Here is a 23319-nt window from a genome sequence, read left to right on the forward strand (position 1 = left end):
AGCCCGAAGCCCGAAGTCCGAAGCCCGAAGCCTTAAAGCTGATGTTCTGTGCGCGAAATAATGTCATCCTGGGCATCGGGCGAAAGCGCGGTAAAGAACGCTGAATAACCGGCTACACGCACCACCAGATCCCGGTAATCCTGAGGATTTTCCTTAGCCGCCAGCAATGTTTCTCTGGACACGATATTGTACTGAACATGCCAGGCTTTATGGTGGTTAAAGAAAGTGCGAATCAGCATTGAGAGCTTTAACTTGTCGGCTTCTGTGGCGACTGCCGCAGGCGACAGTTTCTGGTTAAGCAGGACACCGCCAAGAATCTGGCCGGTAGGCAATTTGCCAAGGGAGTTGTAAACAGCGGTAGGGCCCAGCTGGTCAGAACCGGAAGCCGGGCTGGCGCCTTCTGCCAGTGGTGTTCTGGCCTTGCGTCCGTCCGGTGTTGCCATGGTAGACGCACCAAAGGGTACGTTCGCGGAAATGCTGGAAGTACCGGCGTAGTAGCCACCACCCACAGGTCCACGACCGTGGCGGGTATTCACAAACCCTTTCAGCTCCTCAATATAGACCTGATAAGCTTCACTCAGCAGGTTGTCCACAGCGTCATCATCATTGCCGTATTTAGGGGCGAAATTAATGAGTCGCTGACGTAGCTGCTCATTTTCAGAACCGCTGAAATCTTCCGCCAGAGCCTTAGCCAGTTCTGGCTGGCTGATCTGGGGCTGGTCAAACACAAGGTGTTTGATGGCTGACAGGCTGTTGCCAAGGTTGGCTATGCCGACTTGCAGACCGGAAACCCAGTCATAGGTTGCCCCGCCTTCTTTAACGGTTTTGCCTCGTTCCAGACAGTCGTCTACCAGTGCAGAACACAGAATGTCCTGAGCCTGTTGCTCAAGGACGCTATCAACCACGGTATCGATTTCAATGGATTTACGAGCGTAATAACGAACCTGGTCAGCCCAGGACGACATGACTTGCCCGAAGTTTTCAAAATTGCCTTTTGCCAGGGACTTGTCGTGTTTCAAAAAGGCTTTGCCAGAGGTCGCGTCGACACCTTCATTAAGCGCAGCCAGTAACATCCGGGCAAAGTTCATAAAACTCATGCCGGTGCAACGATAACCCCACTTACCCGGAACAGCGGTCTCAATGCAGCCAATGGAGGCATAGTTGTAAGCGTCGGCTCGCTCGACCCCCAGTTTGATAAACTCGGGAATAACAATTTCATCATTGTTAAAGGCTGGCATGCCAAAGCCGCACTTGATCACTTCTATGCAGCCCATTAAGAACGACTGGTCCAGGCCGCTGTGATAACGGACACTCAGGTTGGGTTGAGTCGACCTCAGTTGTCCACAGGACTCCAGAATTGCCCATGAGAGTGGATTTACCGCATCAACAGCCTCGCCGTCGTCGTTTAATTTCTGGCCACCGATACAGACATTCTGATACAGCGGCGAACCGGCCGACGCTTTTGAATGCGCTCCTGAACGGATTTTGTTGACTTCCAGTAGTTTCAGCCAGCAGCTTTGCAAAAGCTCCAGGGCAAACTCTTTCTGCAAAGTATGGTTTTCAATATCGCGACAGTAAAAGTCGTTCAGGTACTGGTCCATACGACCCAGTGATACGGAGTGGCCGTTGGATTCAATTTGCAGAAACAGTTGCACGAAGTAGCACAGCTGCAACGCCTGCCAGAAGGTTTCCGGTGGCTGATGAGCAATGCGCTGACAGTTGCGGGCAATGGTTTCCAGCTCTTGCTTGCGAGCTGGCCTCTGCTCTGTTTCAGCCATGGTCTGAGCCAGTTGGGCATAACGCTGTATATGCTCCTGAATGGCTAACAGTACAATGCTTGTGGACTTATAAAACTGTGCTTTCTTCAAGCCTTCAAAGGTAGCGATATCATTATTGGCCTGATGCTGGCGAATTTCTTCGATCAGCCCGTCCAGCCCCAGTTCAAGGAGCTTGTCATTATTGATCGCCAGGTGTGCGTCACCTGACGTCATATTACCTTCCGCCTTGATGATGGTGGTTTCCAGAATCGCCTGCTGCTCATCGGTAAACAACCCAAAGCAACGATCCTGTACGGTCTTGTTGCGCCAGTAGGGCGTTATGCCATGGATAGCTTCCTTGTCTTCTTCTGTAACGGCAAAGCCTGCGCCGGGGCGGTCTGCCAGGTCATCAATTTCTGCTTCAATCCATCGAACGGTGTATTCCGGAAAGATGGGGGCGGCACGAACTTTGCTGGCCTGGTTGCCTACAATCAGTTCGTCGTGTTTGATCCAGATAGAGCGTGTACGCAGATGCTCCTGCAGTGCCAGGGCGCGCCTTACGATAACCGGCTTGTCTTCATGGGCCTGATAGATGCGGGTGTAAGCTTCTGCACGCTCGGTACAAATCGGCGGAGTAACGATGTTCACAAGCGCCTGTTTGTGCGCTTTGATTCGATCGGCAAGATGGTTCAGGTTCATGCTCAACCTCCAAGTGTTACCTTGAGTTTTGTGTGTTTGTGGCCGTAAGCCTGTGCATTCTGCAACAGTTCAGGTTTGTTCAGGGGGGACTCTGAGCATTGATAAGGCAGACCCAGCAAATGGTATTTGCTCATGCCCAGAGTGTGGTAAGCCAGCAAGTGAAGCTCACGACAGTTTTCCAACGATTCGGCAAAGTCGATAATTGATTTTAGTTCATCATCCGTGTCGTTGAAGTCAGGGATAACGGGGACACGGATCACTATGCGCCGGGCAATTCGGGCCAGTTTTCGGAAGTTAGCCTCGATAAGCGACAGTGACCCCTTTGTCCACGCTTTAAACTTATGTTCATCCGTATGCTTCAGGTCAACCAGCCAGCAGTCAATAAAAGGCGCAATACGTTCAATATATTTCCAGGGGGCATGCAGACAGGATTCCATGGCGCAGGAGACGCCTTCAGCCTGTAACCGGCTTGCCAGATTTTCTACCAGATCCGGTTGCATCAGAGGCTCTCCCCCTGAAAACGTTACTCCGCCGTTGCTCTGGTCGTAAAAGGCTTTATCTCTCATCAACAGGTCAAAGAGTTCGTCTGCGTTCGCCTCTTTTCCGCAGACTGTCAGTGCTTTCGTGGGGCAAATGGACTCCAGTGCGATCAACTGATCCTGTTTAATGGCCGGACGGTCTATTTTCAGAGTGCCACCTTCCCGTTGAATAGCCGGACAGCCCTGTTCGCATAGATTGCAATCCGTAAGGCAGCTACGCTCATCAAACATCAGTGATCGTTTTCTGTACAGGCTTTCCGGATTCTGGCACCAGCTACAGTTCAGGCTGCACCCTTTCAGGAAAAGGATGGAACGAATCCCATCACCATCGTGGGTTGAAAATCGCTGGATATTAAAATACATGTCTAATCACCCTGTTGCAGGCAGCTACTACCTTAAGAACAACCGTTGCGAACGGTCACCTTATAAACTGGCTTAAAGACTTCTTTGGTGACTCTACGCTTTCGTCCGTAATTATCCAGCTTTCATACGAAGGCTGTATTGACTCAGGTCATTAGTTTTTTGCCCCACCAAAACTATAATTGCCTCAGGCTTTATTATTTGAGTAATGACGATGATTGAGATTTATCTGGATACTGCGGATGTTGGTCAGGTAGCCCGTTTTAATCAGTGCTTTCCCCTGAAAGGAGTGACCACCAATCCAACGATACTGGCTAAGGCTGGCGCAGGATTGAGGGGAACGCTTGAGGCATTGCAGAACACGATGGGAGGCTCGCCACGGTTCCATGCTCAGGTAGTGAGTACCGAAGTAAAGGGTATGGTAGCAGAAGCGCGCCAGATCGCTGAGCTTCCTTATGACATTGTGGTAAAAATACCAGCGACTGAGGCGGGTCTGGCAGCCATAAAAGAAGTCAAAAAAGAGAATATCCCGGTATTGGCGACGGCGATTTACAGCGCTCAGCAAGGGTTTATGGCGGCACTGTGCGGAGCTGACTATCTTGCTCCCTACGTTAATCGCATTGACGCCATAAACGGCGATGGCGTGAAAGTGGTCGCTGACTTACAGACGCTTATTGAGCGTCATCAGCTGGGGGCAAAGATACTGGCCGCCAGCTTTAAAAATGTACAGCAGGCGATGGACGTTATGAAGCTGGGTATCGGGGCGATTACTTTGCCGGTAGATGTAGCCGCACAGATGCTGGCGCACCCTTCAGTAGAGCCTGCGGTTGAGCAGTTTACGTGTGACTGGAAAAATCAGTTTGGTGAAAAGCTTTCATTTGAAAGTTAAGCTTTTTTGAGAGCCTTAACTTTCGGACAGCCCGGCATGATCAGTAGTGCGGGGCTGTCAGACTGATTTGCCTCAGTTCACCATTCTCGGCCGGGTGCTGACTCGTGCTTTCAGTTCCACAGGTTGGTTATCCCGCAGAATCTGCAATGTGACTTCGGTTCCCGGTGGCACCTGAGCCACCAGGTTCATGACTTTGTTGCCATCGCTGGTGCTGATGTTGTTGATGCCGGTCAGAATGTCGCCACGACGCAAACCTGCCTGATCCGCAGGGCCGTCCTGATAGACACCGGAAATCAGGATGCCGGAATTGGTTTTAACATCATAAGCCTGAGCAAGCTGCGCACTGAGAGGCTGGGATTCAATACCCAGCCAGCCACGAATCACCCGGCCGTACTTGATAATGGATTCCATAACAAACTCTGCCATTCTGGAAGGAATGGCAAAGCCTACCCCCTCGTTACCACCTCCCCGGGTAAACAACAGGGTATTGATGCCAATCAGCTCACCGTAGGCATTGACCAAAGCTCCGCCGGAGTTACCAACGTTAATGGCTGCGTCAGTCTGGATAAAATCCTCGTAGGTATTCAGTCGCAGGTCGTCCCGCCCGGTGGCACTGATGATGCCCATGGTCACGGTCTGTCCAAGACCAAACGGATTACCGATAGCCAGCACAACATCACCGACTTCGGCTTTACTGGAATCGGCCAGATGAATGCTGGGCAGGTCTTTCAGGTCGATTTTCAATACCGCCAGATCGGTATCCGGATCACGGCCAACCACCGAGGCGATTTCTTCCCGGCCGTCCTGCATGGAAACATAAATTCGCTCAGCGCCCTGTATGACATGGTTGTTGGTGAGCAGATAGCCATCAGGACTGACAATAACGCCTGAACCCCGGTTAGCGTCCTGGTCAGGGCTGTTGCGAAACGGCATAGGTGTTGCCGATGCGTCGGAACGATTCAGGGAAGCGGTGGCAATATTAACCACGGCCGGAGCCGCCTTTTTTACCGCATGGCTATAGGAAACCTGACCCGTTCCCAGCAGGTTGCTGCGGTTAAGGAGCGTACTGAAGAAGGCAGTCAGGTTGTCTTCCTTAAAACCGGCCACCTCAGGTTTGATGACAATCACCAGAAGTCCAATAACAAGGCCAAGAAAAACAGGAAGGCCAATTTGTAAAAGAATTTTTTTCATGGTGATCGCTGCAACTACCCGTCAAACAGTATAATGATTGAATACTTAAATATACCGTTATCCATGCTTGGAACGATAGAGTCACAGGAGACGAATCATGGGCATTTCCCTCAAAAGGCTGATGGAAAAACTGGATGATGAACTTCAGCCGGGGTTATTCAGGGATTACTGCCCCAATGGTTTGCAGGTTGAGGGTAAGCAGGACATTAATCGTATTGTCACCGGAGTCACCGCCTGTCAGGCACTGATTGACAAGGCTATCGAGTTGCAGGCGGATGCTGTTTTTGTGCATCACGGCTATTTCTGGAAAGGGGAAGACGCCACGATTACCGGTATGAAGCGTCGTCGGGTTGAAGCATTACTCCGACACAATATCAGCCTGATTGCTTATCACCTGCCACTGGATGGTCACCCGACCATGGGTAATAACGCTCAGCTGGCAACATTGATGCAATGGTCAACGGAAGGCGGTATGGATTCTGCCCCAAGGCCTATAGGTAACTGGGGAACCGTAAGGAAAACCCAGACGGTTAAGGCGTTATCAGAACAGTTACAGCAACAACTGGGACGGGAACCTCTGGTGATTGAAGGCGGTTCTCATGACATCAAAACCGTCGCCTGGTGTACCGGCGGGGCGCAGAAGATGATTGAACAGGCTCACGCCCTGGGGGTTGATGCTTATGTGAGTGGTGAAATCTCGGAATCCACGGTTCACTTTGCCCGGGAGAATGGTATTCATTACTTCAGTGCCGGTCATCATGCCACTGAGCGATACGGCGTTCAGGCGGTGGGCGCATGGCTGGAACAGGAATACGACATCGAACATCTATTTGTTGATATACCTTCTCCGGTCTAGGGTGGTCTATAAAGCCATCGCCAGCTGTTCCGTTTCGACAGGCTTCGGGGGCTCCGAAATGAGTGTGTCGATAACAGTCGATTGCTCATTGATCGCCTCAATGTCGTTCAGCAACCGGATTAATGATCGGCCTATGGCATGAGCCAGGTTCACAGGGACAGCATTACCGATCTGTTTATACTGTGCGGTCAGAGGGCCAGTGAACTCCCAGCTGTCGGGGAAGGTTTGAATTCTTGCGTACTCTCTAACCGTCAATGGTCGGGTTTCTTCGGGATGGCAACGTTCTGTCTGCTTTTGCGCCGGGGCACAAGTCAGTGTCAGGCTAGGTTCATCCCAGGCCAGGCGGCGTGCCATTCCCGTTTTACCACCTCCCAGAAAGTAACTTTTCTTCATGTACTCACGCTGAAGGTCGTCCGGCAGGTCTCTCCAGTAACCACCCTCAGGAACATTGGCGAGGATTTCAGCCTTTCTTGCCGGGTAATTCTGGCCAGCAGACTCGGGAACGTCTTCCGGGTACAAGTCACCTTTCTTGAGAGCGTCACGCATGGTCATAATGCGCTTGTAAGGTGAAGGCCACTTAAACTCAACATAATCAGCCAGGTCTTTACGGATACCGACCAGTATCAGTCGCTCCCGTTTTTGTGGAACCTGATAAAAAATAGCCTTCAAGACACGGGGTTCAACCAGTTCATAACCCAGCTCATCAATAACGTTCTTGATCGCTTCCAGCGTCTGCCCACTTTCATGGTTTAGAAGACCACGAACGTTTTCTGCAATAAAGATTTTGGGATTGGTCTCTTTCACAGCCCGGGCAAATTCAAAGAACATCGTTCCCCGGGTATCTTCAAAACCCAGCTTTTTCCCTGCATAGGAAAATGCCTGGCATGGAAAACCACCAGAGACAATGTCTACCTGCCCGTGGTAAGGGGTGAAATCCACATTCGTTATATCGCCTTCAACCACTTTCCAGTCAGGGCGGTTTTTTCTCAGGGTGTTACAAGCATGTTTATCGATTTCGTTATGGACAATGGACTTGAAGCCCGCTTTATCTAAACCGATGGCCAGCCCCCCTGCGCCTGCAAATAGTTCTACCAGACCATAATCTCTTTTCGGGGTAATATTTTTTTCTTCATCCCAGTTACTGTTGAAAAGTAGTTGAGCCTGCTCAAACCTGTCGAGCTGGGAACGGTGGTATTGACGATAGTTATTGTCTTCACCTCTCTTCTCGGGGACAAGTGTTCCGTTGTTGTCCCAACGCCTGAGCGTCTCCTTGGAGACGCCGAGAATATCAGCCACCTGGGCGATACTGTAGTAATTAGGTGTCATGTGGTTATCCAAACATTGGTCATGGTTACCACACTGTAGACATCAACAGCTACAAGATTAAACGCTGGTCATGGTTACTATGTTTGATGTTGAACAGCCCCGGTTCGGCCAAATTTTTTGTTTGTTGGGTAGTTATTAAATGGATACCCTTTTACCTGCTGTCAGAAGCCATGTGATGGCTGCCATCCACAGCAAAAACACCAAGCCAGAGCTAATCGTCCGCAAGGCTCTCCATGCCCTCGGCTTTCGCTACCGAATTCACTGCAAAAACCTCCCCGGCTCCCCTGACCTGGTATTGTCAAAATACAAGGCTGTAATCCAGGTTAATGGCTGTTTCTGGCATGGTCATGACTGCCATCTCTTCAAAATGCCCAAGACGCGCACAGAGTATTGGCAACAAAAGATCAGCAGCAATCAAGCACGGGACGAGAAAAACAGGGAGGCCTTGCTGGAGTCTGGCTGGCGTTTGATGGTCGTTTGGGAATGTGCTATTCAGGGAAAGCAGAGGCTGAATCGGGAGGTATTGGTTAGCCTGATGGAGAATTGGGTGTTGGTGGGAAATGGGTTTGTGGAGATAAGGGGCGATGCCAGTCTTTAACAACAAGTCTTAAAAACCTGAGTTCGGTAGCACTTTAAATATTTCAACGTATTGTGTTTCGCCTGTTTTGGACGATAAAACAAGCTACAGATAACAGTTAAAAAAATTGCAGCCATGCCAGTTTCCGGACCTAAACCGCCTTCAACAGGAAGTACCGGGTTTACCTCACCTTCTGAACCGCCAGAGGCAGAAGGTTTACCCGCGCCAGCCAGACGTATTCCCAAAAACGACAACCGAACATCTGGCAAGTCTCTCAGTGAACGCCGGGCCGCTGTTGCTGTAAAGGTTCCGCCCCATATGGGAGGGGCTGCTAAGGCAGAAGTCAGAAGTGTCACTCAGAGTCTTGAGCGTTCCAGAGACCGGCAGGCGATGTTAGAAGGCCAGAAGTTTCTTTGTAATCATCTGGAGAGTCTTTCACAGCAGCTTAATCGTTCTGGTGCAGCAGAGCCTGTTAATTACCGACTGGTGTTCATACCCAGGGGAAAACCTCCCGTCAGTGTGATTCCTCCTGAGCAAGGGGGGGCAGATGTTCAGGCAAGGGTTCAGGCATTGCGACAGCAGGCGAAACCGCTTGTCCGGCAGACCATGGCCTATTTCTCGCAAGGTCGGGTTCAGGAGCTGGAGCAACAGCTGGCTGAGGTAAAGCAGGAAATCAGGCAACAGATTAACAGACTGGGGCAACTTCAGGTAGAGGTTGCTATGGCACCTGTAGTGCCAGCCCCTACTGCGCTAAAGAGGCAGGAACCCTTACCGGGAGAGCCTCCGGAAAACGCTGACCCTGCGACAGATGACCCGGAGTTTGTGCTGATACCTCAGCCCGTCGCTAAACCGGCAGCGTCCAAACGACCTGCGCCAGATTCCCGACCGGTCCCTGTTCCCGATGCTGTGCCTGTTGTTGCTCCAGCTCCGGCTTCCCGCAAGACAACAACACAACAGTGGTTAGACTTTTACCGATCCGGGGGTCGAATTAACGGACAACGACTCACGCTGAATCAGATAAGACAGTTTACGGCCAGACAGATGGAAGATGAGCATCAGTACATTCAGCTGTTGTTTCCCAACCAGCATCAAAGTCCACACAACCCGGATGCTCCCGCGCTAACCCCTGAAATGATTCAGGAGATCCAGAGAGACCCGGCACTGCAGGGCGAACTGCAAAAATCCCTGGATCAAATGTTGAAATTCTGGGGGTTAAAACGTATCGGGGATGATATACAGGTTATTCCGGGACAGGCAGAAGGGCATGCAAAGTGGATCGGTGACTTTGACCATAACCACCAGCGCATAACCCGCGTATTGAGTTGTCTGAATGAGTGTGGCTATGTTAAGTGTGCTTCCAGCCTGGAAAAAGCACTGCAAGCTGAAAGACAGCGAAACCGGCAGGCTCCTGTCGCTTTCTGGACGAATGCAGTAGGAACCCTTTCGAACAGCCCTCTGTACTTTTCCAAAACCCCCAATTAAACACTATATATCAGCTCTACCCATCACCCCACCTATATGCTATAAGCAGAGCTGATTATTAAACAAAAATACAGAGGTTTCTAATGGCAAGATTAGATATAGGTACTTATCAAATCTTACGAAGTAATGAAAGTGAAGTACCAGACCATGAAAATGATAGAAAAAAAATTGAGGAAGCTAAGAAAGTTCTAGAGTCTTCCGGTCTTGAACTCATTTATTTGAATGGATCTGATAGCAAAAAAAACAACGATTTTAAATATGACTATTTCGTTTCCAAAGAGGCTGAAATGATATTTTATTTATCAGTTCTTACAGGCGAAGCCCAACAGGACATGTTAAATATTGTACCTTCATTTTATAAGGATAAAAAAAAGGCAAAGGCATGGAGAGATGAAATAATAAAGAAAATACATCCTGATAAATCGAATCATCCTGATGCAAAAAAAGCAACTGAAGTGCTGAACTTGCTTTATGAAAGGATGTTGAAAAATGCCAAACGATAAACAAAGAGGCAAAGGCTTAACGGTATTATTTGAAAACAGCAAACCAAATTATAATCTGGATGAAAATCTAAGTTCTGATTTAGACAGGTCATCTGCCCGGGCAACGCTAAACGCATGGATTAACGGCTCTGTAGTGGATGGTACTGGCAAAGTTTGGATCATGGAGGACTTTCTTTTCACTATATGGAGAACAGACAAGGCTACAGCCAGTTACTTTGTAGACGGTATAAGCGATATTGATAAATCTAATTTCAACGGTTCAAATTGCATTAATTATTCTGCTGTAATCTATCGGTTAAATGAAATAATAGATAGCCCAATCACTGACAAAAGAAGAGGTTACCTAAGGCTTTCTGAAGGTATCGGTCAGTCTGTAAGAGATTCTGATGCTGCTGAAGTGTATAGATTGAAATATAACGAGCATGTAAACGGTATCAAAAAAGAAATGAAAAATAGACGTATTGAACACTTTAGTATTGAAAATGATGAGCTAACGGGAAGTCGTTTAAATAAAGCAACAGCTGAGTTTCACCATATACGACGGCAGTCAACTTGCCCCGATCTGATTAGCATGATTTGGAATGGTGTAATAGTTAATAAAGATACCCACAATGTTATAACATCCAGAAATGCCAATGATGAGTATGATTTGCTTGATTTGTGTGAAGAGCAAGGCTGGAATACTGGCTGGTTTAATGATTATCAAACGTCACTAAAAAGCCTGAGTATGCAATAACATCGCACTCTAAGAGTAATCTCTAGTTCGCAGTGCATATTATTATTCGATAAAAATATAGATATTGAATTTATTATTACATTATCGCTGATAGACTTTGGTTCAAATAAAAACTCTAAATGTCAGGTCTTGCCGATTATGTCTGGTGAACAGTCGCGCTATCAGCTGAATCATCTTAAACAGCTGGAAGCGGAAAGCATTCATATTATTCGTGAAGTGACAGCCGGGTTTGATAACCCGGTGATGCTCTATTCCATTGGCAAGGACTCGGCTGTGATGCTGCATCTTGCCATGAAGGCATTCTATCCGGGAAAGCCCCCCTTTCCTTTAATGCATGTTGACACTCTTTGGAAATTCAAAGAGATGATTGAGTTCCGCGATCAGCATGTAAAACAACTTGGGCTGGAGCTGATTGTTCATACCAACCCGGAAGGTGTTGAGCAGGGTATTGGCCCCTTTACCCATGGCAGCGCTAAACATACCGATGTTATGAAAACCCAGGCTTTAAAACAGGCACTGGATCAGTATGGTTTTGATGCCGCTTTTGGGGGAGCCCGTCGTGATGAAGAAAAGTCCAGGGCGAAAGAGCGTGTCTACTCCTTCCGGGACGCTAACCACCGCTGGGACCCGAAAAATCAGCGGCCGGAGCTTTGGAACATTTACAACAGCCAGGTAGAGAAAGGCGAAAGCATACGGGTTTTTCCGTTGTCTAACTGGACTGAGCTGGATATCTGGCAGTATATCCATCAGGAAAATATCCCGATTGTCCCCCTGTACCTGTCAAAAGAGCGCCCGGTGGTTGAACGGGATGGCAACCTGATTATGGTGGACGATGAACGACTTCCGTTGTATGAAGATGAAGAGCCGCAAATGAAAAAAGTGCGTTTCCGTACTTTAGGCTGCTATCCACTGACCGGTGCCGTGGAGTCCAATGCGGACACCCTGACTGAAGTGATTCAGGAAATGCTTCTGACCAACACCTCGGAACGACAGGGCAGGGTGATTGATCACGACAGCGCAGGCTCCATGGAAAAGAAAAAACAAGAGGGGTACTTTTAATGTCCCGGGGACTAATGCCACACCAGTCTGATTTGATCGCCAGTGATATTGAGGAATACCTGCGTCGGCATGAGCAGAAAGAGATACTTCGGTTCCTCACCTGTGGCAGTGTAGACGACGGAAAAAGTACACTCATTGGCCGGTTGTTGCACGACACCAGCATGATTTATGAAGACCAGCTGGCTTCGGTGCAGACCGACAGCAAGCGGGTCGGCACTCAGGGAGAAAAGGTTGATCTGGCGTTGCTGGTGGATGGTTTGCAGGCAGAGCGTGAGCAGGGAATTACGATTGATGTTGCCTATCGTTATTTCTCAACAGAAAAGCGTAAGTACATCATTGCTGATACGCCGGGGCATGAACAATATACCCGAAATATGGCAACCGGCGCGTCAACCTGCGATCTGGCCATTATTCTGGTTGATGCCCGGCAGGGCGTGCTGACCCAGACCCGTCGGCATACCTATATCGCCAATCTTCTTGGTATTCGGCATCTGGTTGTGGCTGTCAACAAAATGGATCTGGTGGACTTCAGTGAGGAACGCTTTACCGATATTCGTAATGAATATCTGGGGTTTGCTGAATCCCTGAATCTGGGGGATGTGCGTTTTGTACCCATCTCGGCGCTGGAAGGTGACAATGTGGTGGAACGCAGTACTCAAATGCCCTGGTACAGCGACCAGACCCTGATGGAGATACTGGAAACCGTGGAGGTGGCTGACGACCGTAATCTTGATGATTTCCGCCTGCCTGTTCAGTACGTTAACCGTCCCAACCTTAATTTTCGAGGTTATGCCGGTACCATTGCATCGGGTGTTATCAAGACCGGAGACCGTATAAAGGTTCTGCCCTCGGGTCAGGAAAGCAAAGTATCCGACATTGTGACCTATGATGGTCATCTGTCCGAAGCCTTCGCCGGTCAGGCTGTCACACTGACCCTGGACGATGAGATTGATATCAGCCGTGGCGATATGATGGTTCACAGTGGTCATAGTGATAGAAACCCTTCTAAGGTTTCAAGCTACTTTAATGCCAGTGTTGTCTGGATGGGGGAACAGCCCATGCAGCCCGGGCGGCAGTACTGGATCAAGTTTGCCACCCGCCAGATAGTGGGCAGTTTTGCGGGTATTCATCACCGGGTTGATGTTAATACGCTGGAACAGCAGGCTGTTGATGAGTTGCAACTCAATGAAATCGCTTCCTGTTCGTTAAACCTGACACAACCGGTGGCTGTGGACGTCTATGCCGCTAATCGTCAGACAGGCGCATTTATAGTGATTGATCGCCTGACCAATGCGACGGTTGCTTCAGGGATGGTGGAGTCAGCAGGTTCAGCGCAAAGGCAAACGGAGCCGGTTTCGGTGCAGGAGCGAACTCATCGTTTAAATCAAAATCCGGCACTGGTTCAGGTGAGGAATGCTGACCAGTTGCAGTTGCTCGAAAGGCAGCTGTTTGACCGGGGCTTTCTACCAGCTATTGTGGATCAGCAGCCAGACTGGCAAATCAGGGCTGAAGCTTTGCTGGAGGCCGGGCTGGTGGTTCTGGTGAACACTCTGGATGACTGGACTCCTGCCACTCATCCGGTTGTAAAAGTCAGTGCGGAAACCTCGCTGGATCAACTTTGCGGTAGGTTGGGACGAGTGTAACGACTCCCAACACGAGAACTTAATGTTATTCACCGTGTTGGGGGGGCTGAATGTAAATTATTTCAGCAGGACAAACAGCATCAGTACCGGACAAACAAATTTCACATACCAGGGCCAGATCTTCCAGAACAGGCTCTGTTCCATGTCCGGACTGCCTTTTTTCAGCTCATTCAGCAACCGATCCCGCCGCAGAACCCAGGTCAGCATGAGCCCAAACAGCAGAGCTAAAAGAGGCTGTCCGTAAACCGTTGTCAGTGTAACCACCAGACCAAAAAGCGCCTCAAAGTTCAGGATGATAATGGCTGACACAACGGATACTGCTCCACCAATCACGATGGACATTCTTGAACGGCAGCTATTCAGCTGTTCGCAGACGGTGTTAACCGGAGCTTCCAGCATGGAAATAGAGGACGTCAGGGCAGCAATGCTCATCAGCGCGAAGAATGCGATGGCGACAAGAGAGCCGGCAGCTCCCATGCTGTTGAACAGGGCGGGGAGAACGGTGAACACCAGTGTATCGGATTCCAGCAGGGTGCCATCGGGTGCATAAATCGTGACGCCGTTTGCCTGTGCAACCGTCATAGCGGGTATGACCAGCAAACCGGCCAGCAGGGCGACACTGGTATCCAGAGCTGTCACCATGGCGGCGGTTTTCGGAAGACTCTCTTTTTCAGACAGGTAGCTGCCATACACCATGATGGCGCAGACCCCCAGTGACAGGGAGAAGAAAGCCTGCCCCATGGCATTAACCAGAAGAGAGGGCTCAAGGATATGGCTGAAATCGGGTTTCAGGTACATGAGCAGACCCTGTTCGGCTCCTTCCAGGGTCATGATATAGGCGGCCAGGCCAATCAACAGAATGAACATCATGGGCATCAGTTTCTTTGACCAGCGTTCAATACCGTTGCTGACACCTGCCCGTACCACATGGATCGTCACAGCCATAAAAGCGCCCATGGCAATCAGGTTTAGCGAGGTCGAGAAACTGGTCAGCCAGCTGGCAAGCCCGGTCATTCCTGCCAGTTTTGCCAGAGGTTCCAGCATGAACGCCAGAAGCCAGCCGGAAATAATGGCGTAGAAACTGATAATCAGGGATAACGTGACAATGCCGGCAATGCCCACAACCGCACCGGTTTTTTTCCAGAAAGGTTTATCGGACAGCGATCCCATGGCTGCTACAGGGTTTTTCTGTGCCATACGGCCTATTGTCATCTCAGCCACAAGCATTGGGTAGGCCAGCACGACCACCATCAGCAGGTAAACCAGTATAAAGGCAGCACCGCCATGGCCCGCTACCTGGGTTGGAAATCCCCAGATATTGCCAACCCCCACGGCAGAGCCTGCTGCAGCCATTACAAAACCGAGGCGTGATGAGAAGGCAGAACGGGGCTGTAAACCATCATTCGACGAGGCAATATCATTTTGAGCGGGTGCTGAGGGCATATTTTCTCTCTTTGTTCAGGTTTTTCTGAAATATAGACCTGTAAGAGAGCGGGAGTGTGAATAGGGGAAGAATAATATTCATCATTTTGTTTTAAGTCAGCTTCTTCTAATTTTGTATTTAGCTGCTATATTTTCGATGCTTTCAACGAATCTGTAAGAAAACAGCTTGTTGTGAATTTGTTGTGAATTGATTTTTGAGAATTAAAATCTGGACTTTAATTCCGCATTACAAGTTGTAGGGAGGGCAGGTATCAGAGAAACCTGCGTCAAAAAGACCTATGAGAATGCAATGACGTTAAGACGTGTTATTGAAACCTTTACATTATCCATGTTGTTGTGCTTCTTCTGCCGTTTAGCCATTGCTGATGACAACCAGTATGTGAAGCATTTTAAAGCCTCCTACCGGGAGGGAGCCTCTGCAAAACTCTTCGGCTATGAATTCCTCAACCACGGACAACTGGATATTTACAGCCGACATTCACCACCCAGCATGACATTTTCCTAATACCTGCTATCTATTATCAGATAAGCAAATATCAAGAAGCCTTGTTATGCCTCCTATTCAATACCGCTCTCAGGTCATGGATCATCTCGGTCTAGTGGCTGGAATGTGCAAAGAGCTGGGCATTGCCGACCATATCGACAGGCGCGCGCCCAAAGTATCTGACGAATGGAACATCTCCCACGGTGAGGCCGTTGTCGCGATGATTATCAATGGCCTCGGCTTTACGGGGCAGTCTCTCCACATGTTCCCTCAGTTCTTCTCCAATAAACCCCTCGATAAACTGATCAGAGAGGGGATTGAGCCCGAGCACATAAACGACAAAGTTCTTGGAAGAACACTGGATGAACTGTTTGAACTGGGTGTCAGTAAAGTCTATTTTGAGCTGGCTATCAAGGTGGCTACGCATCTCAAATTGCCATGTGATGCACTCAACCTTGATGGCACAGGATTTCACGTCGATGGCCGTTATAACAGCGAGGAGGAAGTCAGTGACGAAGACCTCAATTGCATCAGGCTTTGCAAGGGCTACAGCCGAGATCATCGTCCTGATCTGAACCAGGCCATATTGCTCCTGCTGACCGAAAACCGGGCAGGCATTCCGATGTTTATGAAAGCAGCCAGCGGTAATGTGACGGACAAGACCAGTTTCAAACAAGTGGTTTCTGAGCATATAAAGAGCTTCAAAGCGGCACTTAATGCCCGTTACTTCATCGGTGATGCCGCATTGTATGTGGCTGAAACCGTTCAGGAACTGAGTCAGCAGGATCAGTTGTTTATCTCCAGAGTTCCTCTCAACATTGGTGCAGCCAAAGAACTGGTTCAAAGTGCGCCATTGCGCTCAATGGTTGAGGTTGAAGGGTTTGAGCATTACGAATCTGTAGAAACTCTGTCTGACTATGCAGGTGTCGTACAACGTTGGGTACTGTTTCGAAATAATCAAAGCCAGAAAACAGAACAGAAGACACTGACAAGGCGTATGCAGAAAAAGTCCCTGAAGGAATTCAAGGAACTTGAGAAATTGGGCAAGAAGCCATTCTGTTGCGAATCGGATGCCATGGAAGCTTTCAAGCTATGGCAAAAACAGTCCGTATACTGCCAGGCTGAACCTGAGATCATCGAGAGTCCCTGCTATAAAACCAAAGGCCGTCCTGCTGATGGGACAGTTCCCGACCACTATGAATATTATGTGACAGGCTCCTGCGCGGTTGCTGTACAGACTCGTCGTGATGCAGAAGCATCGTTGGGTTGTTTTGTTCTGGCAACCAACGATACAGATACAGCCCGGCTTGACGCTGGCGAACTACTGAGGACGTATAAATCCCAGCAGCAGGTTGAGAGAGGTTTTCGCTTCCTGAAGAGCCCTGATTTTCTGGTGTCTTCACTGTATCTCAAAAAACCTGAGCGTATTGAGGCCCTGTTAATGGTGATGACACTCTGCCTTATGGTCTATGCTGCAATTCAGCATCGAATCCGCTATGAACTGAAAAGGCAGAGCCGAACGTTCCCGGACATGAAGAAGAAACCAGCCCAGAACCCAACGGGCAGATGGGTTTTCCTGTGCTTTGATGGGATTCATGTGCTGTCGGTTAACGGGACGGAGAAACACATGGTTGGAATATCGGAGAGGCAATCGACGATCATTTTTATTTTGGGCTCAACGTACCAAGAAATTTATTCCTGAATAGGGTGGTGAATGACGGTTACAAGTTGTTTCTGGCTTTATTGGAGCCAGATACAATCAATAAAGGATATTATCAACCTGACATCATGCTAACCACTAAGGCTTATCAGAGCCTGGGTGATGCGGCTTATGCTGATAAGGCAGCCAGAATCCTGCAAAAAAAGATTCCCTCGCTCATTGCAGGCATTGCCATCGATACATTCTCTTCTGAAAAAGCCAAACGAATAAATAAAATTTTTTCCAACAATGACTCACAGCATTACTGGTTAAAAGAAGGCGGTGACCCAAAAAACGCTGCTTTGGTGCTATCAACGGCTCAATTCATTCTGATGCTTGGAGCGGTTACCGATTATGCCGTTGAACCTTTGGAACACCAGAATGGTTTTTTTATCGGAGCTTCTGTCTCTGAATTGGAAAGTAATCATGGTTGTGAAGCCCTGGATCTTGAGTGTAGAAGCCATCAAATAGCATGGATTTACGGGAAAATTGATGACACGTCCAAAAAGTATGCTGAAAATGTTCTGGGCATGCCCTTTTACGACGTTGAGGGCTATGATCAGCGTGTTCGGGGGTTTGCTCAGCGATTGGAGGTTGAGGGGCCTTTCAGTGCTTACTCTCACCACATCCAGAATAAGCAATCAAATAAGAAATACAGAATAAAACCGAACTACTATTACCGGCGGGCTCGTTTATCCCATCCTATGGGCTATTGCACGCCTAAATACAAGTTCATTTCCTGTTATCTTGTACCTCGATTCGGTCTGGCTCCTCACAATGCCGGCATTCTGGTTGATCCTGAGCTGGATTCAACAGTCAGACAATTCGAGCAAGAGCCGGGTAATAGTGATTTTGTCCGGGCTCTTGAAGATTTGCCAAAGGTGATCAGAGAGACCCTTACAGGCAAAGAAAACGAGAAAGAGCAAATCGATACGTTGCTGGCTGGTGCGGATTATTACTTTACCTATTTTCACTATATGAGCGGCAAGTTAGAGTTTATAGCCTCTCTGGCCAAAGCCTATCCCGGCAAAAACCAAACGATTATTATGCCCTGCTCTGAGAAAGATATTGGTTCTACTTGTACTTATAATCTTGCATCAATTGCTTTGGGTCATGCCGGAGTTAGTACTGTTAAATTATGGACAAAAACCAGTAACGAGCCTCAAACCATTACCCTTCAGGAGTCACAAAACGGTATTACGCTCAACCTTGTAGATCCCGGCTTTCTGCCTCATAAGACGATGATGGCTCTGATGTACCTGTCAAATCCGGTGGTCGGTGTATCTGGGGATAATTCTCTGAGCGAAGCCCTGGTGATGGGTAAGCTTCCCTACCCTGAAGCCCTGCCCCATAACCTGTTTACACGAACACAGTTGGGATTGCTGTCGTCTAATAAAGAGCTGAATGCATTTTATAATAACCTTGACCCTGTAAGCGTGGGGGCAGCATGGAAAATACTGGAAGAAAATCCTGACATCATTAAAAGCTTTGCCAGAACGATTGTTGACACGCGTAATGCGTCCCATCTTCTTTCAGCAATTGCTTCATCTGTTCTGGAGCCTTCATTCGAACTGAGCGACTTTTTGTTTCAGGTCGATCAAAGCGTCAATGCAGCAATGGACACTCAGGCTCCCGGTTTCCCTGCTTTTGAGGATGACAACCGTCACCGGGCTGATATTGTCAGAATGAAATGGTTGCTGGCTCAGTTTAAAGTTGGGTACGCCAAACCAACAGAGCCTGACCAGAGACAGGAATACCTTAAGTCAATGAGAGAAGAAATAAACAAGATCAGTAGCCAGTATTTACGAAGGCTTATGGACGAGGCTCTTTACGATTACGTGAAGGAAAAAGGCTGATAGTCAGATAACGGGTTGTTGGACGTGAACCCTCAGGGCAAATAATTGTCGGAACACGTATAAATACCTGTTTAGTGAATGAAACTCCTCAGTCAATATTATGTCGTTCTTCTACAATGGATCACTGGTACTCCTTTTTACTGATATTGCGATCAGGGAATGCTTCTTTCGGATAGCCGATATCAGCACAAACGGGTTCTGTTTTCCTTGATAAATGATATCTGGAGTCGAAATGAAAGCCGATTTTTGCGCAGGGCTGCGTGAACAGTTGGAAGGCCTGAAACAAGAAGGTCTTTATAAGTACGAACGTGTTATTACCACTCAGCAGCAGGCTGATATCAAGGTAACAACAGGTGAAGAGGTCATTAACTTCTGTGCCAACAACTACCTGGGTCTGGCAAACTCGCCCGAGCTGATTCAGGCAGGCAAGGATGCCCTGGACAAGTATGGCTATGGCATGGCATCAGTGCGCTTTATCTGTGGCACTCAGCCGGTTCATCTGGAGCTGGAAAAGCGTATTTCTGAATTTTTGGGCATGGAAGAAACTATTCTGTACTCTTCATGCTTTGATGCAAATGGTGGACTGTTTGAGACACTGCTGGGACCTGAAGACGCTGTTATCAGTGATTCCCTGAATCATGCTTCTATTATTGACGGTATTCGTCTGTGTAAGGCTAAGCGTTTCCGCTATGCCAACAACGATATGGTCGCTCTGGAAGAGCAGCTCAAAGCAGCGACTGAAGCCGGTAGCCGCCAGAAATTGATTGTCACCGATGGCGTATTCTCAATGGATGGCGTGATTGCCAACCTGAAAGGCATTTGCGATTTGGCTGACAAGTACGATGCCATGGTTATGGTAGACGATTGTCATGCAACAGGCTTTATTGGCGAAAACGGTCGTGGCACCCATGAACACTGTGGCGTTATGGGTCGTGTTGACATTATCACCGGTACTCTGGGCAAAGCCCTCGGTGGTGCCTCCGGTGGTTACACATCTTCCCGCCATCCTGAAATCATTGAATGGCTGCGCAACCGCTCCCGTCCCTACCTGTTCTCAAACACCCTGAGCCCAACCATTGCCGGCGCTTCCATCAAGGTGCTGGATATGCTGGAAGATGGTGCAGAGTTGCGTGAACGTCTGCGCTTCAACACCCGTTATTTCCGTACAGAGATGGAAAAGCTGGGCTTTAACCTTGCCGGTAATGGCCATGCAATTATTCCGGTTATGCTGGGTGATGCGACGCTGGCGGCTAAATTTGCAGATCGTATGCTGGAAGAAGGCATTTATGTTGTTGGTTTCTCCTTCCCGGTTGTGCCTAAAGGTGCTGCCCGCATTCGTACCCAGATGTCTGCAGCCCACAGTCAGGAACACATGGATAAGGTTATTGCTGCTTTTGCCAAAGTAGGCCGCGAGCTTGGCGTCATTGCCTGAGGAAACAAATAATCATGAAAACACTGGCCAAACTGAAAGGCGAAAAAGGAATCTGGCAGGCAGAAAAGCCAAAGCCGGAACCCGGTTATAACGATGTACTGATTAAAATCCGCAAAACGGCCATCTGTGGCACTGACATGCACATCTACCACTGGGATGAATGGTCCCAGAACACTATCCCCATGGGGATGCATGTTGGTCACGAGTTTGTCGGCGAAATCGTGGAAATGGGTGAAGGTGTCCGAGGCTTTGAAATTGGCCAGCGTGTGTCCGGTGAAGGCCATATCACCTGTGGTCACTGCCGCAATTGCCGTGCCGGTCGTCGCCATCTGTGTAATTTCACGGTGGGGGTTGGGGTCAACCGTGACGGTGCTTTTGCTGAATACCTTTGTATTCCTGCTTCCAATGCTTTTCCGATTCCTGATGATATCAACGATGACCTGGCGTCTATTTTTGACCCGTTTGGCAACGCGGTTCACACCGCCCTGTCTTTTGATCTGGTCGGTGAAGACGTACTGATTACCGGTGCGGGGCCAATTGGCATCATGGCTGTGGCCATTTGTAAGCATGTCGGGGCTCGCAATGTTGTGATCACCGATGTGAACGACTACCGTCTGGATCTGGCACGCCAAATGGGCGCAACCCGTGCAGTCAATGTTGCTCAGGAAGACCTGAAGGCAGTGATGCAGGATCTGGGCATGGTAGAAGGCTTTGACGTAGGTCTGGAGATGTCAGGCAACGGTCGTGCATTCCAGCAAATGCTTGAATGCATGAACTACGGTGGCAAGGTTTCTCTGCTGGGTATTCCTTCCAGTGATACCACGATTGACTGGAATAAGGTGATCTTTAAGGGGTTGATCATCAAGGGTATCTACGGTCGTGAAATGTACGAGACCTGGTACAAAATGACCAGTATGTTGCAATCAGGTCTGGATATCTCTCCAGTCATCACCCATCGTTTGAGTGTGAATGAGTTTGAGAAAGGTTTTGAAATCATGGGTTCCGGACAGTCCGGCAAAGTGATTCTTGACTGGAACTGACACAGTTCCCTGTCCTGGTTTCTGTTATCGGGCTGTATGGCACAGAGCAACTGGTGAAAGGTGCATTCCTGAAGCTGGTTGCTAAAAAATCGTGGTTGAACCTATGGCGCCGTCATTTTCTGAAATTTCCAGACGCTTTGATCGTTGAGTTACCAGCATGAGCAGTAACTCAGCGTTGAAGACGCAATTATAAAAGGCCATCGGTTGCATAGAGTTGGCTATCTGATACCGATCCTTAAGCTTTTTTTCCATAGCGCTGCCCAGTACTTTTACACTTCTTTCTGTCCACCCCATGACGGTCGCTATTGGCGGTCGAACCTTTTCAAAAACGCTGTCTTCCTGAGTCATCAGAGAAATGGCATTGCCAAGCAGGATCGGGTATTCAGATAACGGGCAGACCAGGTTAAACGCTGCATCAACAGCCCAGGGTTGATCTATCTGGGCGGGCAGACGGTTGTGCAAAAACGTTCCTACCCTCCTGAGGGGGACTTTGATATCTTCGTCTTGCGCTGGCACTTCGCCAACCACGGCAAACTGGTGCAGCACCTTTGTCAGGTGCCGTTTGTAATGATGGTCGACAACCAGTGCGTGACTGACCTGGTCGAGAGTGCTACGACCTTTCCTCAGTGCTAAATATATGACCATAGCCGTACACTCAGCAGGGTTGGCATACAAACCCTTAAAGTTTTTCGTGTAACACTGGTTGAATAAATAGCGCCCTGTCTCATACTCATTATAATTCTGCTCTTTACAGAATTGGCGAAATGCAAACAGATGATCCGCAGCAGCTTTTGAGCCTACGTATGCTTCATGCGCCTTTAAAACCTGTGACGGCTCCTTACTTAAGAAATCAGCATCTGCGTAGACATTAAACGAACTTTGCATATTACCGAAGGCACGTAGCCTCAATTGAATTTCGGTATTAACTGTTTTTGCAATGTACTCATTATTCATGGCACCACCTGTTTCACTTACATCAAAAAGTCTTCTTTTTTGGAGGTTGTCCCCGATTTTTTAACGCAAAGAAGCTGATGATGAACTGTGGAACCTGCCATTCAGAAGGTTTGGATACAGTGTAGTTCAGTTGTGTGGAATGGTGACTCCGCTGTGATTAAAACCTCAGAGCCACATGCTGACCTGAAACAGAGCCCGTTAGCGAATAAACTGCAGGAATTCTTCCCGGCTGGATAGTCTGTCTCGCATCAGACCGAGCATCACAGAAGACGTCATGGAGGAATTCTGTTTTTCCACCCCGCGCATCATCATGCACATGTGCTTAGCTTCTATGACAACGCCAACACCTTTGGCTCCGGTCGCTTCTACAATCGCGTCGGCAATCTGCTTGGTCATATTTTCCTGAATCTGCAGGCGGCGGGCGAACATATCGACAATACGGGCAAACTTGGACAGACCCAGAACCTTGCCATTGGGAATATAACCAATATGGCACTTGCCAATGAAAGGCAACATGTGGTGTTCGCACAGGGAATACAGCTCGATATCCTTGATGACCACCATTTCACTGATGTCGGACTCGAAAATGGCACCATTTACAATCTCTTCCAGACTCTGCTGATAACCTCTGGTCAGATACTGCATAGCCTTTGCAGCCCGAGTAGGGGTGTCTGCAAGACCGTTCCTGTGGATATCTTCCCCCAAGGATTCAATGATCGCACGGTAATGTGCGCTAAGGGCTTCATGTTTGTTCAGATTATCAGTCATCTCTTGAGAGTCGCTCAGTGAATACA

20 protein-coding genes are annotated in these 23319 nt (G+C 48.7%); 13 read left to right on the top strand and 7 right to left on the bottom strand.

The window, feature by feature from the left end; translation table 11 throughout:
- Positions 1 to 32: 32 nt before the first annotated feature.
- Positions 33 to 2456: a formate C-acetyltransferase/glycerol dehydratase family glycyl radical enzyme gene (locus NX722_RS27040; protein WP_262565926.1), complete on the bottom strand. Its 2424-nt coding sequence runs from the start codon at positions 2454 to 2456 to the stop codon at positions 33 to 35.
- Between the two features lie 2 nt (positions 2457 to 2458).
- The gene (locus NX722_RS27045) at positions 2459 to 3358 is read right to left on the bottom strand and encodes a glycyl-radical enzyme activating protein (RefSeq protein ID WP_262565927.1); all 900 of its coding nucleotides are present in this window, start codon (positions 3356 to 3358) and stop codon (positions 2459 to 2461) included.
- A gap of 211 nt (positions 3359 to 3569) precedes the next feature.
- Here NX722_RS27045 and NX722_RS27050 point away from each other — a divergent pair, with 211 nt between their 5' ends.
- On the top strand, positions 3570 to 4244 hold the full coding sequence (locus tag NX722_RS27050; protein WP_407648048.1) for a fructose-6-phosphate aldolase: 675 nt from the start codon (positions 3570 to 3572) through the stop codon (positions 4242 to 4244).
- A gap of 72 nt (positions 4245 to 4316) precedes the next feature.
- On the opposite strand, the gene NX722_RS27055 is transcribed toward NX722_RS27050, so the two are convergent.
- A complete protein-coding gene (locus tag NX722_RS27055; RefSeq protein ID WP_262565928.1) occupies positions 4317 to 5435 on the bottom strand; it encodes a S1C family serine protease in 1119 nt (372 codons plus the stop codon).
- 97 nt (positions 5436 to 5532) lie between these two features.
- Here NX722_RS27055 and NX722_RS27060 point away from each other — a divergent pair, with 97 nt between their 5' ends.
- A complete protein-coding gene (locus NX722_RS27060) occupies positions 5533 to 6291 on the top strand; it encodes a Nif3-like dinuclear metal center hexameric protein (RefSeq protein WP_322740957.1) in 759 nt (252 codons plus the stop codon).
- 6 nt (positions 6292 to 6297) lie between these two features.
- Here NX722_RS27060 and dcm read toward each other — a convergent pair whose 3' ends face one another.
- Entirely contained in the window at positions 6298 to 7617 is a 1320-nt protein-coding gene (gene dcm, locus NX722_RS27065) for a DNA (cytosine-5-)-methyltransferase (protein WP_262565929.1), read from the bottom strand.
- Between the two features lie 139 nt (positions 7618 to 7756).
- Between dcm and NX722_RS27070 the strand changes: the two genes are divergently transcribed.
- The 6 genes from NX722_RS27070 to cysN all read left to right on the top strand — a co-directional run bounded on the left by NX722_RS27070 (position 7757) and on the right by cysN (position 13617).
- Positions 7757 to 8215: a very short patch repair endonuclease gene (locus tag NX722_RS27070; protein WP_262565930.1), complete on the top strand. Its 459-nt coding sequence runs from the start codon at positions 7757 to 7759 to the stop codon at positions 8213 to 8215.
- A 114-nt stretch (positions 8216 to 8329) separates the two neighbouring features.
- Positions 8330 to 9676 carry an opioid growth factor receptor-related protein gene (locus NX722_RS27075; protein WP_262565931.1) on the top strand — a complete coding sequence of 449 codons (1347 nt, stop codon included), beginning with the start codon at positions 8330 to 8332 and terminating at the stop codon, positions 9674 to 9676.
- An 83-nt stretch (positions 9677 to 9759) separates the two neighbouring features.
- Entirely contained in the window at positions 9760 to 10179 is a 420-nt protein-coding gene (locus NX722_RS27080) for a hypothetical protein (RefSeq protein ID WP_262565932.1), read from the top strand.
- Entirely contained in the window at positions 10166 to 10915 is a 750-nt protein-coding gene (locus tag NX722_RS27085; protein WP_262565933.1) for a hypothetical protein, read from the top strand. The genes NX722_RS27080 and NX722_RS27085 overlap by 14 nt, the downstream gene beginning before the upstream one ends.
- A 138-nt stretch (positions 10916 to 11053) precedes the next feature.
- Entirely contained in the window at positions 11054 to 11974 is a 921-nt protein-coding gene (cysD, locus tag NX722_RS27090; RefSeq protein WP_262565934.1) for a sulfate adenylyltransferase subunit CysD, read from the top strand.
- Positions 11974 to 13617, top strand: a complete 1644-nt coding sequence (gene cysN, locus NX722_RS27095) for a sulfate adenylyltransferase subunit CysN (RefSeq protein WP_407648049.1) — start codon at positions 11974 to 11976, stop codon at positions 13615 to 13617. Before cysD ends, cysN begins: the two co-directional genes overlap by 1 nt.
- 57 nt (positions 13618 to 13674) lie before the next feature.
- Here cysN and NX722_RS27100 read toward each other — a convergent pair whose 3' ends face one another.
- A complete protein-coding gene (locus NX722_RS27100) occupies positions 13675 to 15060 on the bottom strand; it encodes a sodium-dependent transporter (protein ID WP_262565935.1) in 1386 nt (461 codons plus the stop codon).
- A gap of 289 nt (positions 15061 to 15349) precedes the next feature.
- Here NX722_RS27100 and NX722_RS27105 point away from each other — a divergent pair, with 289 nt between their 5' ends.
- The 5 genes from NX722_RS27105 to tdh all read left to right on the top strand — a co-directional run bounded on the left by NX722_RS27105 (position 15350) and on the right by tdh (position 21571).
- The gene (locus NX722_RS27105) at positions 15350 to 15565 is read left to right on the top strand and encodes a hypothetical protein (RefSeq protein WP_262565936.1); all 216 of its coding nucleotides are present in this window, start codon (positions 15350 to 15352) and stop codon (positions 15563 to 15565) included.
- Positions 15566 to 15611: 46 nt separating this feature from the next.
- Positions 15612 to 17246 (top strand): IS1634 family transposase, encoded by a 1635-nt coding sequence (locus tag NX722_RS27110; RefSeq protein ID WP_262563869.1) that lies wholly within the window; start codon positions 15612 to 15614, stop codon positions 17244 to 17246.
- Positions 17247 to 17254: 8 nt separating this feature from the next.
- A complete protein-coding gene (locus NX722_RS27115) occupies positions 17255 to 19099 on the top strand; it encodes a hypothetical protein (protein WP_262565937.1) in 1845 nt (614 codons plus the stop codon).
- A 232-nt stretch (positions 19100 to 19331) separates the two neighbouring features.
- Positions 19332 to 20531, top strand: coding sequence for a glycine C-acetyltransferase (locus NX722_RS27120; protein ID WP_262565938.1), 1200 nt, complete (start codon positions 19332 to 19334; stop codon positions 20529 to 20531).
- Between the two features lie 14 nt (positions 20532 to 20545).
- Positions 20546 to 21571: an L-threonine 3-dehydrogenase gene (gene tdh / locus NX722_RS27125; RefSeq protein WP_262565939.1), complete on the top strand. Its 1026-nt coding sequence runs from the start codon at positions 20546 to 20548 to the stop codon at positions 21569 to 21571.
- Between the two features lie 81 nt (positions 21572 to 21652).
- On the opposite strand, the gene NX722_RS27130 is transcribed toward tdh, so the two are convergent.
- Complete coding sequence (locus NX722_RS27130) at positions 21653 to 22525, bottom strand: hypothetical protein (protein WP_262565940.1); 873 nt, start codon at positions 22523 to 22525, stop codon at positions 21653 to 21655.
- Positions 22526 to 22723: 198 nt separating this feature from the next.
- Positions 22724 to 23293, bottom strand: a complete 570-nt coding sequence (folE, locus tag NX722_RS27135) for a GTP cyclohydrolase I FolE (protein WP_262565941.1) — start codon at positions 23291 to 23293, stop codon at positions 22724 to 22726.
- Positions 23294 to 23319: the final 26 nt, after the last annotated feature.

The organism is Endozoicomonas gorgoniicola (assembly GCF_025562715.2).
Classification (GTDB): domain Bacteria; phylum Pseudomonadota; class Gammaproteobacteria; order Pseudomonadales; family Endozoicomonadaceae; genus Endozoicomonas_A; species Endozoicomonas_A gorgoniicola.

What these genes read in the sequence shown, in the direction of transcription:
- NX722_RS27120 (WP_262565938.1), top strand. Translation starts at nt 19,332, where the DNA reads ATGAAAGCCGATTTTTGCGCAGGGCTGCGTGAACAGTTGGAAGGCCTG.
- NX722_RS27050 (WP_407648048.1), top strand. Translation starts at nt 3,570, where the DNA reads ATGATTGAGATTTATCTGGATACTGCGGATGTTGGTCAGGTAGCCCGT.
- cysD (WP_262565934.1), top strand. Translation starts at nt 11,054, where the DNA reads ATGTCTGGTGAACAGTCGCGCTATCAGCTGAATCATCTTAAACAGCTG.
- NX722_RS27130 (WP_262565940.1), bottom strand. Translation starts at nt 22,525, where the DNA reads ATGAATAATGAGTACATTGCAAAAACAGTTAATACCGAAATTCAATTG.
- NX722_RS27060 (WP_322740957.1), top strand. Translation starts at nt 5,533, where the DNA reads ATGGGCATTTCCCTCAAAAGGCTGATGGAAAAACTGGATGATGAACTT.
- NX722_RS27085 (WP_262565933.1), top strand. Translation starts at nt 10,166, where the DNA reads ATGCCAAACGATAAACAAAGAGGCAAAGGCTTAACGGTATTATTTGAA.
- NX722_RS27045 (WP_262565927.1), bottom strand. Translation starts at nt 3,358, where the DNA reads ATGTATTTTAATATCCAGCGATTTTCAACCCACGATGGTGATGGGATT.
- NX722_RS27110 (WP_262563869.1), top strand. Translation starts at nt 15,612, where the DNA reads ATGCCTCCTATTCAATACCGCTCTCAGGTCATGGATCATCTCGGTCTA.
- NX722_RS27075 (WP_262565931.1), top strand. Translation starts at nt 8,330, where the DNA reads ATGCCAGTTTCCGGACCTAAACCGCCTTCAACAGGAAGTACCGGGTTT.
- tdh (WP_262565939.1), top strand. Translation starts at nt 20,546, where the DNA reads ATGAAAACACTGGCCAAACTGAAAGGCGAAAAAGGAATCTGGCAGGCA.
- folE (WP_262565941.1), bottom strand. Translation starts at nt 23,293, where the DNA reads ATGACTGATAATCTGAACAAACATGAAGCCCTTAGCGCACATTACCGT.
- NX722_RS27055 (WP_262565928.1), bottom strand. Translation starts at nt 5,435, where the DNA reads ATGAAAAAAATTCTTTTACAAATTGGCCTTCCTGTTTTTCTTGGCCTT.
- dcm (WP_262565929.1), bottom strand. Translation starts at nt 7,617, where the DNA reads ATGACACCTAATTACTACAGTATCGCCCAGGTGGCTGATATTCTCGGC.
- NX722_RS27100 (WP_262565935.1), bottom strand. Translation starts at nt 15,060, where the DNA reads ATGCCCTCAGCACCCGCTCAAAATGATATTGCCTCGTCGAATGATGGT.
- NX722_RS27105 (WP_262565936.1), top strand. Translation starts at nt 15,350, where the DNA reads ATGACGTTAAGACGTGTTATTGAAACCTTTACATTATCCATGTTGTTG.
- cysN (WP_407648049.1), top strand. Translation starts at nt 11,974, where the DNA reads ATGTCCCGGGGACTAATGCCACACCAGTCTGATTTGATCGCCAGTGAT.
- NX722_RS27040 (WP_262565926.1), bottom strand. Translation starts at nt 2,456, where the DNA reads ATGAACCTGAACCATCTTGCCGATCGAATCAAAGCGCACAAACAGGCG.
- NX722_RS27070 (WP_262565930.1), top strand. Translation starts at nt 7,757, where the DNA reads ATGGATACCCTTTTACCTGCTGTCAGAAGCCATGTGATGGCTGCCATC.
- NX722_RS27080 (WP_262565932.1), top strand. Translation starts at nt 9,760, where the DNA reads ATGGCAAGATTAGATATAGGTACTTATCAAATCTTACGAAGTAATGAA.